Source organism: Streptomyces sp. NPDC052016 (genome assembly GCF_044548445.1).
GTDB lineage: Bacteria > Actinomycetota > Actinomycetes > Streptomycetales > Streptomycetaceae > Streptomyces.
Map to the genome: position 1 here is coordinate 36932 of NZ_JBIUBX010000008.1, position 16599 is coordinate 53530.

At 71.3% G+C, this 16599-nt stretch carries 13 protein-coding genes; 7 read left to right on the forward strand and 6 right to left on the reverse strand.

Features of this window, described 5'->3' with window-relative positions:
- The first annotated feature begins 46 nt into the window (after positions 1-46).
- Positions 47-421, forward strand: a complete 375-nt coding sequence (locus ACIHAR_RS12140) for a metalloregulator ArsR/SmtB family transcription factor (RefSeq protein WP_365456943.1) — start codon at positions 47-49, stop codon at positions 419-421.
- A complete protein-coding gene (locus tag ACIHAR_RS12145) occupies positions 418-903 on the forward strand; it encodes an SRPBCC domain-containing protein (protein WP_365456946.1) in 486 nt (161 codons plus the stop codon). Before ACIHAR_RS12140 ends, ACIHAR_RS12145 begins: the two co-directional genes overlap by 4 nt.
- Positions 904-940: 37 nt before the next feature.
- Here ACIHAR_RS12145 and ACIHAR_RS12150 read toward each other — a convergent pair whose 3' ends face one another.
- Complete coding sequence (locus ACIHAR_RS12150) at positions 941-3403, reverse strand: SpoIIE family protein phosphatase (RefSeq protein WP_400018919.1); 2463 nt, start codon at positions 3401-3403, stop codon at positions 941-943.
- A gap of 209 nt (positions 3404-3612) precedes the next feature.
- Between ACIHAR_RS12150 and ACIHAR_RS12155 the strand changes: the two genes are divergently transcribed.
- Both ACIHAR_RS12155 and ACIHAR_RS12160 read left to right on the forward strand, forming a co-directional pair.
- The gene (locus ACIHAR_RS12155; RefSeq protein WP_365456952.1) at positions 3613-5679 is read left to right on the forward strand and encodes a SpoIIE family protein phosphatase; all 2067 of its coding nucleotides are present in this window, start codon (positions 3613-3615) and stop codon (positions 5677-5679) included.
- Between the two features lie 93 nt (positions 5680-5772).
- On the forward strand, positions 5773-6030 hold the full coding sequence (locus ACIHAR_RS12160; RefSeq protein WP_365456955.1) for an EF-hand domain-containing protein: 258 nt from the start codon (positions 5773-5775) through the stop codon (positions 6028-6030).
- Positions 6031-6078: 48 nt separating this feature from the next.
- Here ACIHAR_RS12160 and ACIHAR_RS12165 read toward each other — a convergent pair whose 3' ends face one another.
- Both ACIHAR_RS12165 and ACIHAR_RS12170 read right to left on the reverse strand, forming a co-directional pair.
- Entirely contained in the window at positions 6079-6234 is a 156-nt protein-coding gene (locus ACIHAR_RS12165; protein ID WP_365456958.1) for a hypothetical protein, read from the reverse strand.
- Between the two features lie 320 nt (positions 6235-6554).
- Complete coding sequence (locus tag ACIHAR_RS12170) at positions 6555-7352, reverse strand: VOC family protein (protein WP_400018921.1); 798 nt, start codon at positions 7350-7352, stop codon at positions 6555-6557.
- Positions 7353-7579: 227 nt separating this feature from the next.
- Between ACIHAR_RS12170 and ACIHAR_RS12175 the strand changes: the two genes are divergently transcribed.
- Together ACIHAR_RS12175 and ACIHAR_RS12180 are read left to right on the forward strand one after the other, a co-directional pair.
- Positions 7580-8038: a helix-turn-helix transcriptional regulator gene (locus tag ACIHAR_RS12175; protein ID WP_400018923.1), complete on the forward strand. Its 459-nt coding sequence runs from the start codon at positions 7580-7582 to the stop codon at positions 8036-8038.
- A gap of 237 nt (positions 8039-8275) precedes the next feature.
- Positions 8276-10669 carry an ATP-binding cassette domain-containing protein gene (locus ACIHAR_RS12180; RefSeq protein WP_400018925.1) on the forward strand — a complete coding sequence of 798 codons (2394 nt, stop codon included), beginning with the start codon at positions 8276-8278 and terminating at the stop codon, positions 10667-10669.
- 111 nt (positions 10670-10780) lie between these two features.
- Here the strand turns inward: ACIHAR_RS12180 and ACIHAR_RS12185 are convergent, their stop codons facing one another.
- From ACIHAR_RS12185 to ACIHAR_RS12195, 3 genes are all read right to left on the reverse strand, one after another.
- Positions 10781-11932 carry a glutathione-independent formaldehyde dehydrogenase gene (locus ACIHAR_RS12185; RefSeq protein WP_365456970.1) on the reverse strand — a complete coding sequence of 384 codons (1152 nt, stop codon included), beginning with the start codon at positions 11930-11932 and terminating at the stop codon, positions 10781-10783.
- Positions 11933-12144: 212 nt separating this feature from the next.
- A complete protein-coding gene (locus ACIHAR_RS12190; RefSeq protein WP_400018927.1) occupies positions 12145-14487 on the reverse strand; it encodes an FdhF/YdeP family oxidoreductase in 2343 nt (780 codons plus the stop codon).
- 98 nt (positions 14488-14585) lie between these two features.
- Complete coding sequence (locus ACIHAR_RS12195; protein WP_400018930.1) at positions 14586-15329, reverse strand: flavodoxin family protein; 744 nt, start codon at positions 15327-15329, stop codon at positions 14586-14588.
- 213 nt (positions 15330-15542) lie between these two features.
- Here ACIHAR_RS12195 and ACIHAR_RS12200 point away from each other — a divergent pair, with 213 nt between their 5' ends.
- On the forward strand, positions 15543-16544 hold the full coding sequence (locus ACIHAR_RS12200) for an NAD-dependent epimerase/dehydratase family protein (RefSeq protein ID WP_400018932.1): 1002 nt from the start codon (positions 15543-15545) through the stop codon (positions 16542-16544).
- Positions 16545-16599: the final 55 nt, after the last annotated feature.

Genomic DNA, 16599 nt, shown 5'->3' on the forward strand with positions numbered 1-16599 from the left:
GCCCGGCGGTTTACAGGCGACGCACAGGCGGCTAACGTACAACCAAATGGTTGTAGATGAAGGTGACGGCGCAGGCCTGGACCGGCTCTTCCACGCCCTGGCGGACCCGACACGCCGGGACATCCTGCGCCGCTGCGTCGACGGTGAGCTGTCGGTGTCACAACTGGCCGCCGCCTACCCGATGAGCTTCGCCGCGGTGCAGAAACACGTGGCGGTGCTGGAACAGGCCGGACTGGTCGGCAAGCAGCGCCGGGGACGTGAGCAGCTCGTCCGCACGGAGCCCGATGCCGTGGCGCGCGCCCGGCAGGCGCTCGACGAGCTGGAATCCCTGTGGCGCGGCAGAGTGGAGCGGATGACCGACCTGCTCGCGGAGGAACGCCCCGCGAACGAGCACGAACCGAGAGAAGGACGGGACAGATGAGCGTCACCAGCGTGGACAAGGATTTCGACAGCCTCACCCTCACCCTGATCGCCGAACTCGCGGCCCCCGTCGAGAAGGTGTGGCAGTTGTGGGCGGACCCCCGTCGGCTGGAGCGCTGGTGGGGGCCGCCGACCTACCCGGCGACCGTCGAGAACCACGACCTGACTCCGGGCGGCGAGGTCACCTACTTCATGACGGGCCCCGAGGGCGACAAGCACCGCGGCTGGTGGCGCGTCACGTCGGTCGCTCCGCCCACCTCCCTGGAGTTCACCGACGGCTTCGCCGACCAGGACGGAACCCCGAGCGCCACCATGCCGACCACCACCGTGCGCGTCACCCTGACCCGGCACGGGTCCGGAACCCGCATGGAGATCCGGTCCGCCTTCGACACCCGCGAGCAGATGGACCAACTGGTCACCATGGGCATGGAGGAGGGCCTCAAGGCGGCGGTCGGCCAGATGGACGATCTCCTCGTCGCCTGATCGGACCAACGCGGCGCTGCCGCCCGCCGGTCACGGGTCACGGGATCTCCTGCTCGGCCCAGATGATCTTTCCGCCGGCCGTGTACCGAGCCCCCCAGCGATGGGAGAGCTGCGCCACCAGAAACAGGCCACGGCCCCCCTCGTCCGTGCTCCGGGCATGCCTCAACCGGGGGGCCGTGCTGCTGGCGTCGGCGACCTCGCAGGTCAGGCGCGTTTCGCGCAGCAGGCGCAGACGAATGGGCGACGCGGCATAGCGGATCGCGTTGGTGACCAGCTCGCTCACGATGAGCTCCGTCGTCATGGCCAGGTCCGCCAGCCCCCAGGCCTCCACCTGGCGGGTCGCCCGGGCCCGGACGTCGGCGACGGCGGCCGGGTCCACGGGGACCTCCCAGGAGACGACGCGGTCGGCGCCCAGGGCGCGTGTGCGCGCCAGGAGCAGGGCGATGTCGTCGGGATGCGGCTCGGGCACCAGTTGCCGTACCGCGGACGAGCACAGGCCGCCGAGGTCGGCGTCGGACCGGGCCAGCACCTCGCCGAGCCGGACCATGCCCCGTTCCATGTCCTGGTCGGCGCCCTCCACGAGGCCGTCGGTGTAGAGCCCGAACAGGCTGTTCTCGGCGAGCTCGATCTCGGTGGCCTCGAAGGCCATCCCGCCCAGTCCGAGCGGGGGCCCGGCCGGGGGCTCCGGGAACGACACCTGCCCGTCGGGCGAGACGACGACGGGCGGCGGATGCCCGGCCCGGGCCATCGTGCACCGCCGGGTGACCGGATCGTAGACGGCGTACAGGCAGGTGGCTCCGAGGAAGGTCGCCGTGGTCCGGTGGGCCGCCTCGTCGTCGGTCTTCTCCGCGCTCAGCCGGAGCACGAGGTCGTCGAGGTGCGCGAGCAGTTCGTCGGGAGGCATCTCCATGTCGGCGAGGGTCTGCACCGCGGTGCGCAGTCGGCCCATGGTCGCCGCGGCGGTGATGCCGTGCCCCACCACGTCGCCCACGACGAGCCCGACGCGGGCCCCGGACAGGGGGATCACGTCGAACCAGTCGCCCCCCACCCCGTCCGTCGGGTCCGCCGGGAGGTACGACGAGGCCACCTCGAGGGCGGTTCCGCCCGACAGGGCGTGCGGCAGCAGGCTGCGCTGCAGGGTGACCGCCGCGGCGTGTTCCCGGGTGTAGCGGCGGGCGTTGTCGACGCACAGCGCCGCTCGCGCCACCAGCTCCCGGGCCAGCAGAACGTCGTCGGACTGGAACGAGACGGGGTTGAGCGACCGTATGAAGGTGGTGAGACCGAGCGCGGTGTTCCGCGCCCGCATCGGCACGGAGATGAGGGAGTGCAGCCCGAACTCCCGAATGCTGGCCGCCCGTTCGGGCTGTTCCGTCATCCACAGGTCGTCGGACGGATCGAGGACGGGGACGAGGACCGGATCGCCGTGGAGGAGCAGGTCCGCGTCGTGCGGCGGAGGCAGGAAGTCCACCCGGTCCCCGATCCGGGCCACGGCCTCCGGACATCCCTCGCGCACGGACTTCATGCCGGCCCGGCGCATCACCGGCCTGGCGGGCGCCGGGCCCGCGTCCGTCAGCCACGCACCGTGCTCCTCGGTGCTGAGGACGGGTTCCAGGAGGTCGACGATGACGAAGTCCGCGAAGCGGGGGACGGCGAAGTCGGCGAGTTCCTGAGCCGTTTGCATCACGTCCAGGGTCGTGCCGACGCGGGTACCGGCCTCGTTGACCATCGCCAGGAGCTGACGGGCGGTCCACCGCTCGGTGACGTCCAGAACCATGTAGCAGACCCCGGTGACGCAGTCGCCGGCGTCCACCAGGGGGAAGAAGGAGGTGGAGTAGGCGTGTTGGCGGTGCGGGTCGGCCCAGCTCCAGCCCACGTACTCGTAGTCGGTGACGGGGACCCCGGTTTCCAGGACCTTGCGCATCAAACCCTCGATGGTCTCCGCCTGCAGCCCGGGCAGCAGTTCGCTCAGCCGACGCCCCAGCCGCTGTTCACGGGGCACGCCGCCGAACCGTTCCAGGGTGTCGTTCAGCCACACGTAGCGCAGCTCGAGGTCCACCACCGCCATACCGACCGGGGAGCGGGTCAGGAACCCGTCCAGGACGGACTGACCCACCGTCCACGTCTGCCGCTGCGCCCGGCCCGAGATCAGGAAGCACTCGTCCGCGCCGATGCGGAAGGCGGCGGAGACCCGCAGGTCGACGTCGACGGGCCGGCCGTCGCGGTGCCGCACGGGGACGAGACCGCTCCACCCCATCCCGGCGCGGCACCGCTCCGCGACACCGGCCACGCGTGCGGGGTCGCCGGGCATCGCCAGCAGACGTGCGGCGGAGGCGCCGACCACCTCGGACGCCGGATGGCCGAGCAGTGTCTCGGCACCCCGGGTCCAGCCGAGGACGACGCCGTGCGCGTTCACGACCGCCGCCGCGTCGGTGGACGCGTCGAGCACGCCATGCGGTCGTGCGGCCGTGGGCTCGTCGGATGCTTGTCGCGCAGGATCCATGGATGCCGCCCGGGTGGAGTCCTCTACACGACCATGTTCCTGCTTGTCCGGCCGATGCGCACGGCCCCGGCGACCTTCCGCCGGAGCCCCCGTGTTTCCGGACATCGCGGGCCGGGGGCAGCATGGAGGTACCGGTGGTCGGATTCCATAAGCGCGCCGATACCGGCAGAGATCACACCGTCCCACCGAACGGTGGAGGAGGATCCGGGATGACAGCCGATCCCTTCTTGTCCAACGGTGATGCGTACGGCTACGAACCGCCCCCGATCACCGGTCTGCTGGACGTCCTGAGCGTGGCAGCGATGGTCCTCGACTCCGACGGGCGCATCGTCTTCTGGACTCCCCAGGCCGAGGAGCTCATCGGCTACACCGCGGAGGAGGCACTCGGCCAGTACGCGGCCCGGCTGATCATCCACCCCCAGCATCTGCAGGCCGTGGTCAAGCTGTTCACGGAAGTGCTGGAGACCGGCCGCAGCTGGGCCGGCGCCTTCCCCGTCCGGCACAAGGACGGCAGCAGCCGCCTGATGGAGTTCCGCAACATGCGGCTGCAGGACGATCTCGGGGACGTCTACGCGCTGGGCATCGCCGCCGACCACACCCTGCTCCAGCGCGTCGAGACCGATCTGGCCCTGTGCGAGCGGCTGATCAACCAGTCGCCGATCGGCCTGGCCCTCATGGACCCGGATCTGCGGTACCTCCTGGTCAACCCGGCGCTGGAGCGTATCGACGGCATCCCTGCCGAGGACCACGTCGGCCGTCGCCTGCGGGAGACCCTGCCCTTCCCCGACGTCGACACCATCGAGTCCGCGCTGCGTCAGGTGCTCACCACGGGCACTCCCCTGCTCGACCAGTACCACGTGGGCCGCCCGCCGACCGACCCCGAACGCGAACACGCCTGGTCCCTGTCCTTCTACCGGCTGGAGGATCCCGGCGGGCGGGTGCTGGGCGCGGCCGCCTCGGTCGTCGACGTCACCGAACGCCACCGCGCGGCCGCGGAGGCCGACCGGGCCCGGCGACGCCTCGCCCTCATCGCCGAGGCTTCCACCCGCGTCGGCACCTCGCTGGAGGTGGAGCAGACCGCCCGTGAACTGGCCGAGATCTCCGTCCCCCAGCTCGCCGACGTGGTCGCCGTCGACGTCCTCGACTCGGCCCTGGCCTGCCGCCGCTCGCGCCCGCCGGAGAACGGCCCGGAGCTCTTCCGCGCCCTCGCGCTCAAGTCGGCCCACCCCACCGTGGCGCTGCGCGCCGCCGATCCCCCGGGCGACCTGGCGGCCTACGACGGCGACCGGCTGGTCACCCTGTGCGTCCACACCGGCCGGCCGGTCCTGGTCCGTCACGTCGCGGACCGCGATCTGCCGCGCATCGCCCGGGACGCCGCGGCCGGCTCCCTGCTGGCCCAGGCCGGCGTCCACTCGTACCTCGCCGTGCCGTTGATCGCGCACGGAGAGGTGCTCGGTGCCCTCGATCTGAAGCGCACCCGCAACCCGCTCCCGTTCGACGACGACGACGTCGTCCTCGCCAGTGAGCTGGCCGGCCGCGCCGCCGTGGCCATCGACAACGCCCGCTGGTTCCAGAGCGTGCGCAACACCGCCCTCACGCTTCAGCGCAGCCTGCTGCCCGACCACCCGCCGCACCACACGGGTCTGGAGCTCGCCTCCCGCTACCAGCCGGCCCAGGCCACCAGTGAGGTCGGCGGCGACTGGTACGACGTCCTGCCGCTGGAGGACGACAAGACCGCTCTGGTCGTCGGCGACGTCATGGGGAACGGCATCGACGCCGCCGCCACCATGGGCCGGCTGCGCACCGCCACCTGCGCCTACGCGGACCTGGACCTCGAGCCGGGCGACGTGCTCCAGCACCTGGACAGGATCACGTGCGACCTGGAGCACTACATCGTCACCTGCCTCTACGCCGTGTACGACCCCCGCACCAGGCAGTGCCGCATCGCCAACGCCGGACACATGCCGCCCGCCCTGGCCGGACCCGGCCGGGCCCCCGCGCTGCTCGACGTGCCCTCCGGCGCCCCGCTCGGCGTCGGCGGCATCCCCTTCGAGGCCACCACGGTCGAGCTCGGCCCCGGCGACCTGCTGGTGCTGTACACCGACGGGCTCGTCGAGACGCGGCACCACCCCATCGACGACCGGCTGAACGTCCTGCTCAGCTTCCTGAACGAACCGCACCGGCCGCTCGAGGAGACCTGCGACCTCCTGCTGTACGGCCTGCGCCACCCCGAGGACCACGACGACGTCGCCCTCCTCGTCGCCCGGGCCCAGTAGGCTCGGGGGAACCGGGGTGGCAGAATTCGCGTTTTCGTTCGTGAGCGAGGCGGACCGGCCGGCCTGCCCGCTGTGCGAAGGGACGGGGACGACGTGACCAGTGACAAAGCCCGGAAGCTGTTCGAGGCGCTCGACCTCGATCGGAACGGGACGCTGACCCGGGAAGAGGTGATCATCGCTCTGCGGACGAAGGGCCCCTCCCTGGCCGCGTCGGGCGATCTGCCCTTCTGGGCCCTGGGTGACGCCGACGCCTCCTCCGCGCTGTTCGACGCGGCTGACCAGAACGGGGACGCCGTCCTGACCCTGGAGGAGTTCGCGGCGGTGGTGGACCGCCGATTCGGCTGGCGCTGAGCCGGCTCCGCCGTACCCGCTCACCGCCGGTCGGGCGGCGAACGGCTCTCACGCTCTGCGGGGCAGTCCCGGCTCGGACGGGGAGCCCGTGGCGATCACGCGTGCCAGGTCCCGGTGTATCCGCTCGGCGTCGCGGCGCACCTGGTCGGGCACATCACCCCGCTCGGTGATGAGGCGGGCGTAGATCGGGGTCTCCTGGAACATGACCGATGGCTTCCTTCACATGGGTGAACGTGGGCGTGGCCGGCCACCGCCCCCGCGTATGGAGGGGTGCGGGCGGGACCGGACCACGCAGTACACCTTAGAGATCACCACTGACACGCTCCGACCGGGGAGGCGGGCTCGTCGCCCGCCGCGACCCACGGGCCGCGCACCGCGATGACGCAGGCGGGCCCTACCGCCGTTGCCACAGGGGCTGGCCACGGATCCGCCGGCCACGGCAGGGGAAAGGCAACTGGCAGGCCGGCCCGTCGTCTTCCCGGTCCGGGTGACCTCGGTACGGGACGCCCCGGCGACCGGAGGGCTCAGCTCTCGGCGGGGGTGAGCACCACGAAGTCCGCGCTCGCCGCGTCGACGCAGACGGCCAGCCGGCCGACGCCCTCCGCGTCCTGCGGTCCCATCTGCACACTGCCGCCGTTGTCCCTGACCCTGGCGACCGCGGCGTCGCAGTCGGTGACGGCGAAGACCGGGTGCCAGTACGGCCGTCCGTTGGCCAGGCGGAGGTCCTCCGTGCGGAGTTGCATGACACCGCCGTGCATGCGCTCCTCCGGAAGTCCGGCGGGCGTGATCATGCTGTACGTGCCCCCGCCGCCCGGCAGCTCCATGTCACTGAACTGCCAGCCGAAGACACCGCCGTAGAACTCCTTCGCGGCCGCGGCGTCGCTCGTGTACAGCTCGGTCCAGCACAGCGAGCCCGGCTCGTCCACCAACTCGACGCCCTTGGTCTTCCCCGGCTGCCAGACGGCGAACTGGCCTCCGAGCGGGTCGTTGTACTGAGCCATCCGGCCCCAGTCGTCGAGATCCCTGGGCGCCACCCGCACCGTGCCGCCACCGCTCTCCACGGCCCGGGTCGTGGCGTCCGCGTCGGTGACGGTGTGGTAGATCATCCAGGCCGAGCGCGCGCCTTCCTCGGTGAGCTTGCCGAGGCCGGCGACGATCTTTCCGTCCTTGCGGAACATTCCGCCTTCCATCTCCTCACCCCCGCCCATGGACTCGTAGTCCCACCCGAACACCGCACCGTAGAAGGCCGCGGCGGCCTGGACGTCGGGGGCACCGAGATCGAGCCAACAGGGTGAGCCGGGCGCGAAGTCGGTGGTGATCATGGCGTCTCCCTTCGCAGGTCCTGTGTGACCTCAGCGTGACATCCGGCACTGACAACCGCCCGTCGGCCACTCCGGGGGAGGCAGCGCGGCGCGGGTCCCGCTGTCGTTTCCGACCCCGCCGTCCGGCACAGATTTCACCGGCCTGGTCAGGCCGGACAGCGGGCGGCAGGCGCACTTCGAGGCGCCCTCTGCCGAGTCCCGACCGCCGTCCTGGGCCATGTGGCACGATGTGGCGAGTGACCAGCAAACCCGCCGCGGTCCTGAACCTGCGCGACCTCGCGCGGCTGCGCCGCGTTCGCGACCGGATCGACCGCGAGTACGCGCAGCCGCTGGACGTCGAGGCGCTCGCGCGTGGGGCGAACATGTCGGCGGGCCACCTCAGCCGCCAGTTCCGGCTCGCCTACGGAGAATCGCCGTACGCCTATCTGATGACGCGGCGCATCGAGCGTGCGATGACGCTGCTGCGCCGTGGCGACCTCAGTGTCACCGAGGTCTGCTTCGCGGTCGGCTGCTCGTCGCTGGGCACCTTCAGCAGCCGCTTCACGGAGCTGGTCGGTGTGCCGCCCAGCGTCTACCGGCGCGACGCGGCGAACGCGACGGCGGGCATGCCGTCCTGCGTGGCGAAGCAGGTGACGAGACCGGTGCGGACCCGGGAAGCGACGGAGAAGGGCCGCACGGGCCGGTGACGCCGGAGTCGTCCACGCGGCCGCCCCGGCGCCGTACCGCGTGTGCGACGGCGCCTTCCGCGGTCCCGCGGGCCGCCGGAGCGGCGTCCGTAAGCCGTCCCGCACCGTCCGGCCGCCGGTTCGTGTCCGGCGAAGTGGGCGAAGGCGGCCGGACGCACCTCCCGAAGCTGGTTGGATCGAACGCAGGCGACGGCGACGGCGACCGCTGAGGCGGCCGGACCGACAGAGGGGAACGAGATGAGCATGGCGACGAGGACGGACACGCGGTCACCTGCGCCGCACGCTGCCGACAGCCACGATCTGATTCGCGTCCACGGTGCGCGCGAGAACAACCTCAAGGACGTCAGCATCGAGATCCCGAAGCGCCGGCTGACGGTGTTCACCGGCGTCTCCGGCTCCGGCAAGAGCTCGCTGGTGTTCGACACGATCGCCGCGGAGTCCCAGCGGCTGATCAACGAGACGTACAGCGCCTTCGTGCAGGGCTTCATGCCGAACCTGGCGCGGCCCGAGGTCGACGTCCTGGAGGGGCTGACGACGGCGATCAGCGTCGACCAGCAGCGGATGGGCGGCGACCCCCGCTCCACGGTCGGCACCGCCACCGACGCCAACGCGATGCTGCGCATCCTGTTCAGCCGGCTCGGCGAGCCGCACATCGGCCCGCCCAGCGCGTACTCCTTCAACACCGCCTCGGTCCGGGCGAGCGGTGCGATCACGGTCGAGCGCGGCGCCAAGGCCAAGGCCCAGAAGGCGACCTACGAGCGCACCGGCGGCATGTGCAACCGCTGCGAGGGCCGCGGCAAGGTCTCCGACATCGACCTCACCCAGCTCTACGACGACTCCAAGTCGATCGCCGAGGGCGCGTTCACCATCCCGGGCTGGAAGTCGGACAACGTGTGGACCGTGGGCATCTACGCCGAGTCGGGATTCCTCGACCCCGACAAGCCGATCCGCCGGTTCACGAAGAAGGAGATGCACGACTTCCTCTACCGGGAGCCGACCAAGGTCAAGGTCAACGGCGTCAACCTCACCTACGAGGGCCTGATCCCCAAGATCCAGAAGTCGTTCCTGTCCAAGGACAAGGAGGCGATGCAGCCCCACATCCGCGCGTTCGTGGAGCGGGCGGTCACCTTCACCACCTGCCCCGAGTGCGACGGCACCCGGCTCAGCGAGGGCGCCCGGTCGTCGAAGATCAAGGGGATCAGCATCGCGGACGCCTGCGCGATGGAGATCCGCGACCTTGCCGAATGGGTCCGCGGCCTCGCGGAGCCGTCGGTGGCGCCGCTGCTCACCGCGCTGCAGCACACCCTCGACTCCTTCACGGAGATCGGCCTCGGCTATCTCTCGCTCGACCGGCCGGCCGGCACCCTGTCGGGCGGCGAGGCGCAGCGCGTCAAGATGATCCGCCACCTCGGCTCCTCGCTCACCGACGTCACGTACGTCTTCGACGAACCCACCGTCGGGCTGCACCCGCACGACATCCAGCGGATGAACAACCTGCTGCTGCGGCTGCGGGACAAGGGCAACACGGTGCTCGTGGTGGAGCACAAGCCGGAGACGATCGCCATCGCCGACCACGTCGTGGACCTCGGTCCCGGCGCCGGCACGGCGGGCGGCACCGTCTGCTACGAGGGCACCGTCGACGGGCTGCGGTCGAGCGACACCGTCACCGGCCGCCACCTCGACGACCGCGCCACGCTCAGGGAGACGGTGCGCAAGCCCACCGGCACGCTGGAGATCCGCGGCGCGACGGCGAACAACCTGCGGAACGTGGACGTCGACATCCCGCTCGGCGTGCTCTGCGTCGTCACCGGCGTCGCCGGGTCCGGCAAGAGTTCCCTGATCCACGGTTCCATCCCGGTCCCGGAGGGCGTGGTGTCGGTGGACCAGACGCCGATCCGCGGCTCGCGCCGGAGCAACCCGGCCACGTACACCGGGCTGCTCGACCCGATCCGCAAGGCGTTCGCGAAGGTCAACGGCGTGAAGCCGGCCCTGTTCAGCGCCAACTCCGAGGGCGCGTGCCCCACCTGCAACGGCGCCGGAGTCGTCTACGTCGACCTGGGGATGATGGCCGGCGTCGACACCCCGTGCGAGGACTGCGAGGGGAAGCGGTTCCAGGCGTCGGTGCTGGAGTACCACCTCGGCGGCCGCGACATCAGCGAGGTGCTCGCGATGTCGGTGACGGAGGCCGAGGAGTTCTTCGGCGCCGGTGAGGCCCGCACCCCGGCCGCCCACAGGATCCTCGAGCGGATGGCGGACGTCGGGCTCGGCTACCTCACCCTCGGCCAGCCGCTGACGACGCTGTCCGGCGGCGAGCGGCAGCGGCTCAAGCTGGCCACGCACATGGCGGACAAGGGCGGCGTCTACGTCCTCGACGAGCCGACCACCGGCCTTCACCTCGCCGACGTCGAGCAGCTGCTCGGCCTGCTCGACCGGCTGGTCGACTCCGGCAAGTCGGTCATCGTCATCGAGCACCACCAGGCGGTCATGGCGCACGCCGACTGGATCATCGACCTCGGTCCCGGCGCCGGGCACGACGGCGGCCGGATCGTCTTCGAGGGCACCCCCGCCGACCTCGTCGCCGCCCGCTCCACCCTCACCGGCGAACACCTCGCGGCCTACGTCGGTACCTGACGGAGGCCCTGCCGGCCCCGGCCCGGTCACGACGGCGGGCCGCGACATCCGTCGCGGCCCGCCGCGGCCGTTCGGGGCCGGCGTCCGGGAACCTACGGTGCCCGGTCGCGCCTACGCCGCGAGCGCGTGCCCGGGATGCAGCACGACCTTGGTGTAGCCCTCGATCCGCTTGTCGAACTTCTGGTACGCGTCCGGCGCCTCCTCCAGCGGCAGTTCGTGGGAGACCACGAAGCTGGGCTTGGCGCGCCCCGCGATGATCAGGTCGCGCAACTGGCGGTTGTACCGCTTGACGTTGCACTGACCGGTGCCCATCTGCTGGCCCTTCTCGAACATGCGGCCGATGGAGACCAGCAGTTGACCGTGCTTGGCGTGCTCGTCGGGTCCGCCCGGGTCGGACGGCACGTACAGACCGGGTACGCCGAGCATTCCGGTCGGCCGCACGGTCTCGACGAGCGTGTTGAGGACGACGGCCGGTTCCTCATGGCTGGCGTCGTGTGCCTGGGCCTGGTAGCCGACGGCGTCGACGCCCTTGTCGGTTCCCTCGCCGTCGGTCTGTTCCTTGATCTGCTGTGCCGGGTCGCCCTGGGTGAAGTCGATCGGAACCGCTCCGATCTCCTCCGCCTTCGCGAGCCGCTCGGGCACCCGGTCCACGGAGAACACCTTCGACGCACCGCGCAGGAGCGCGGAGTACGCGGCCATCAGCCCCACCGGTCCGGCGCCGAAGACGGCCACGCTCTCGCCGGGGGTGACCTGGGCGAGCTCGCAACCGTGGTAGCCGGTCGGGAAGATGTCGGCGAGCAGCACGAAATCGGTCTCGAACTCCTCGCCCGGCGGCAGCTTCAGACAGTTGAAGTCGGCATAGGGAACCCGCAGCCGCTCCGCCTGCCCGCCGATGAACGGGCCCATGGCCACGTAGCCATAGGCGCCGCCGGCGAAGCCCGGGTTCACCGTCAGGCAGAACCCGGTCCTTCCGACAAGGCAGTTCTTGCAGAATCCGCAGGCGACGTTGAACGGCATGACGACGCGGTCGCCTTCGGACAGCGATGTCACGCCGTTGCCGACCTCCTCGATGATGCCGAGGTTCTCGTGTCCGAAGACGATGCCCGCCTCGGCGGCCGTGCGGCCCTCGTACATGTGCAGGTCGGAGCCGCAGATCGCGGTCGACGTCACGCGTACCAGCACGTCGTTCGGGTGCTGGATCTGCGGATCGTCGACGTCGCGCACAGTCACGCTGAAAGGCTTCTCGTAGACGACGGCTTTCACCTGGATCACCTCCGCGTCGAACGTCGGAGGACGACGGCAACGGCCGCTGTCACCGGGGTACGCCAGGACAATCGACTCCGTCGGCCTGTGTCGTGGCCCCAGACGCTCTTGCTCTCACCACTGGGTAATTCCAGGTAACGACCCCACGGCACGCGCTGCAACTGCGCCCGGCAGGTGACGCAGAGGGGCCGGCGGTCACGGCGGGTGAATGCTCATGGGGCCGGTGGGGCGGAGGCCGCGTCCGAGGGCTCGACGCGGATGACGATGGACTTGGACACGGGGGTGTTGCTGGTCTCGGCCGTGGCGTCCAGGGCGACCAGCACGTTCGTCTCCGGGTAGTAGGCGGCGGCGCAGCCGCGCGGTGTCGGATAGCGGACGGCGCGGAAGCCGGGGGCGCGGCGTTCGCCGTCGGGGTTGACGCTGACCAGATCGACGAGGTCGCCCTCGTGCAGGTGGAGGTCGCGGAGGTCGTCCCGGTTGAGGAAGACGACCCGCCGTCCGCCCTTGATGCCGCGGTACCGGTCGTCGAACCCGTAGACGGTGGTGTTGAACTGGTCGTGCGACCGTACCGTCGTCAACAGCAGGTGTCCGGGCGGGACTTCCTGCGCGGTCGGCGGGTTGACCGTGAAGTGCGCCTTGCCGTTCGAGGTGGGGAAGGTGCGGGTGTCGCGCGGCGCCCGGGGGAGCATGAAGCCGCCGGGCTGGCGGACGCGCTGCTCGAAGGCGTGGAAGCCGGGGCAGACGTGTTCGATGTGGCGGCGGATCACGGCGTAGTCGTCGCGCATGGCGCGCCAGCCGAGGTCGTCGCCGAAGAGCGCGTGCCCGAGGTCGGCGACGATCGCGACCTCGCTGCGCAGATGGGGTGATCCGGGAAGGAGCCGTCCGCGCGACGAGTGCACCATGGCCATCGTGTCCTCGACCGTGACGAACTGCTCGCCGGAGGACTGCAGGTCGCGCTCGCTGCGGCCGAGGCAGGGCAGGAGAAGCGACTCGGTGCCGTGGCACAGATGGGACCGGTTCAGTTTGGTCGCGATGTGGACGGTGAGGGCGCAGTTGGCCAGTGCGGCCTCGGTGACCTGAGTGTCAGGCGTGGCCGAGGCGAAGTTGCCGCCGAGGCCGACGAACACGTCGATCCTGCCGTCGCGCATCGCCCTGATCGAGCCGACGGTGTCCAGGCCGTGGGCACGGGGCGGATCGAACCCGAACTCGTCGCGGAGCCTGTCCAGGAACGGCTGCGGCATCCTCTCCCAGATGCCCATGCTGCGGTCGCCCTGGACGTTGCTGTGCCCGCGGATCGGGGCGGGTCCGGCACCCGGGCGCCCGATGTTGCCGCGCAGCATCAGGAAGTTGACGATCTCGCGGATGGTGGCGACCGCGTTGCGGTGCTGGGTGAGGCCCATCGCCCAGCAGACGATCACGCTGTCCGCGGTGAGCACGTGGGCCGCGCAGTCCTCGATCAGACGGCGGGACAGGCCGCTCATCGTCTCGATCCGCGACCAGTCCAGGGAACGCCATGCGGCTGCCGCTTCCTCGAATCCGTCGCAGTAGCGGTCGATGAAGTCGTGGTCGAGGACGGAGCCCGGCCGGGAGTCCTCCCGGTCGATCAGGGCGCGGTTCAGGCCCGCGAACAGGGCGAGGTCTCCGTTGACGCGCACCGGGAGCCAGCGGTCGGCGAGCTTGGTCCCCGGGCCGACCAGGCCGCGCACGGTCTGCGGGTTGTGATAGCGCCCCATACCGGCTTCGGGGAGCGGGTTGGCGGCGATGATGCGGGCGCCGCGCCGCTTGGCCTGCTCGAGCGCGCTGAGCATACGGGGGTGGCAGGTGCCGGGGTTCTGGCCCACGATGAAGATCAGGTCTGCGTGATCGGTGATGTCGGAGAGCGTGACGAGGCCCTTTCCGACGCCGATGGTCGCGCTCAGGGCCTCGCCGCTCGACTCGTGGCACATGTTCGAGCAGTCCGGCAGATTGTTGGTGCCGAACCTGCGCGCCAGCAACTGGTAGAGGAAGGCGGCCTCGTTGCTGGTGCGGCCGCTGGTGTAGAAGACGGCACGGTCGGGATCGCTGAGGCCGCGCAGGCGATCGGCGGTGAGCGCGAGCGCGTCCTCCCAGGAGATGGGCGCATAGTGGGTCGCGCCGGGGGCGAGATACACGGGCTGGGCCAGTCGCCCCTGCGACTCCAGCCAGTGACCGTCCCCCTCACGCAGGTCCGCGACGGAGTGCTCGGCGAAGAACGCCGCGCCGACGCGTTTGCGTGTGGCCTCCCAGGCGACGGCCTTCGCGCCGTTCTCGCAGAACTCCGCGCTCTTGCGGTGCTCGGGATCGGGGTCGCCCCAGGCACAGCTGGGACAGTCGAACCCGTCGACGTGGTTCACGGACAGCAGCGTCTGCAGGCTTCTCCTCGGGCCCATCTCCGTCATGGAGTAGCGCGCGGACTGGGTGATTCCGTGCACTCCCACACTGGACTTCTTGGGCTCTGAGCGTTTCGGGTCCGACGCGGGCGGGATACCGCCCGCCGACCCCTGCGCGCCGGTCGGTTTGGTCGGTTTCTCAGCCATGGCAGCCTCTTTACCTGTATGCGGCAATGATATGCGAAGGCAAAGTCGGTCGCAGTCGCCGTCCGCGGGAGCAGCACGACCACCGGCCGGGAGGTCGCTCAGCGGTGTTCGGGGTTGTCCGCGTCGGAGCGGCAGCCCGCGTCCCACTGCGCGCGCTGGTTGCCGTGCGCGGGGATGCCTCCGGACCGCTTCAGCAGGGCGGCGAGGTGCAGGAGGTTCCAGGTCATGAAGGTGGTGTTGCGGTTGGTGAAGTCGTTCTCGGGACCGCCCGAGCCGGGGTCGAGGTACGACGGCCCCGGGCCCGCGGCGCCGATCCAGCCGGCGTCCGCCTGGGGCGGGATCGTGTAGCCGAGGTGCTGGAGGCTGTAGAGGACGTTCATCGCGCAGTGCTTCACGCCGTCCTCGTTGCCGGTGATCAGGCAGCCGCCGACCCGCCCGTAATAGGCGTACTGGCCTTGGGGGTTGAGCAGGCTGGAGCAGGCGTAGAGGCGCTCGATCACCTGCTTGGTCACCGAGCTGTTGTCGCCCAGCCAGATCGGCCCGCACAGCACCAGGATGTCGGCGGCCATCACCTTCTCGTACAGCTCGGGCCAGGCGTCGGTGGCGAAGCCGTGCTCGGTCATGTCCGGGTAGACGCCGGGCGCGATGTCGTGGTCCACGGCCCGCACCAGGTCGGTGGTCGCCCCCCGCCCGTCCATGATGGCCCGGCTCCTGTCGATCAGGCCCTGCGTGTGGCTGAGCTGGGGGGTGGGTTTGAGCGTGCAGTTGATGTAGAGGGCCGTGAGGTCGTCGAAACGGTAGGGGTCGGAGGCCTCGGCGGGCGGGACGGGCGAGGTCGGCATGACGGCTCCCTTTGCGGGCGGGTGGCGGAGACGAGGGCGCGCTGCAGCGGCGCCCCGGGCAGCGTCTCGTGCGGTTTCCGGTTTGTCCCGGTTCGACGCGCCCCCGTCCGGGCGGTCACCCGGCGGGCCCGTGCGGGCGCCCGTGTCTTACCGAGTGGTGACGCTGCGGGCGCGGCTCGAGGACCGGCGCCGTTCCCGGCCTAGCGTGACCGTATGCGTGTACTGGTCACCGGCGGTGCCGGGTTCATCGGGTCCCATGTGTGCGATGCGCTCCGGGAGCGCGGGCACGAGCCGCTCGTGTTCGACGTGCGGGAGGACGCCGGCGCCGACGTGCGGGATCCGGCGGCCGTCGCCCGCGCCCTGTCGGGGGTGGACGCCGTGTGCCACCAGGCCGCGAAGGTCGGGCTCGGCGACGGTGTCCGCGACGCGGCGGAGTACGCCGCGCACAACGACCTGGGCACGGCCGTCCTGCTCGCCGCCATGGCGGAGGCGGGCGTCGGGCGTCTCGTGCTGGCCGGCTCGATGGTCGTGTACGGGGAGGGGCGGTACGCGTGCCCGCGGCACGGGGCCGTACGGCCCGGGCCGCGGGCCGTCGCCGACCTCGACGCGGGCCGGTTCGAGCCCGTCTGCCCGCTGTGCGGGGAGGACCTCTCCCCCGGCCTGGTCGGGGAGGACGCCCCGGCCGATCCCCGGAACGTGTACGCGACGACCAAGCTCGCGCAGGAGCACCTGGCGGCCGCCTGGGCCCGCTGCACGGGCGGCTCGGCGGTGTCGCTGCGCTACCACAACGTGTACGGGCCCCGGATGCCCCGCGACACCCCGTACGCGGGGGTCGCCTCCTTCTTCCGCTCCGCGCTGGCCCGCGGCGAGGCCCCCCGTGTGTTCGAGGACGGGCGGCAGCGGCGGGACTTCGTGCACGTGCGGGACGTGGCCGCGGCGAACGTGACGGCGCTGGAGGCGCGGGCCGCCCCAGGTCTCCTGACCGCGTACAACACCGGCAGCGGTGAGCCGCGCACGGTCGGCGAGATGGCGCGGGCGCTGGCCGCCGCGTACGGCGGGCCCGAGCCGGTCGTCACCGGCGCCTACCGGCTGGGCGACGTACGGCACATCACCGCGGACTCGTCCCGGCTGCGGGCCGAGCTGGGATGGCGGCCGCGGGTCGGGTTCGCGGAGGGGATGGAGGAGTTCGCGCGCGCCGGACTGCGCGGGGAGTGAGCCCGGCCAGGCCCTGTCGTCACACTCCCGTCCGCCGGGCGGACGACGGGAGTGT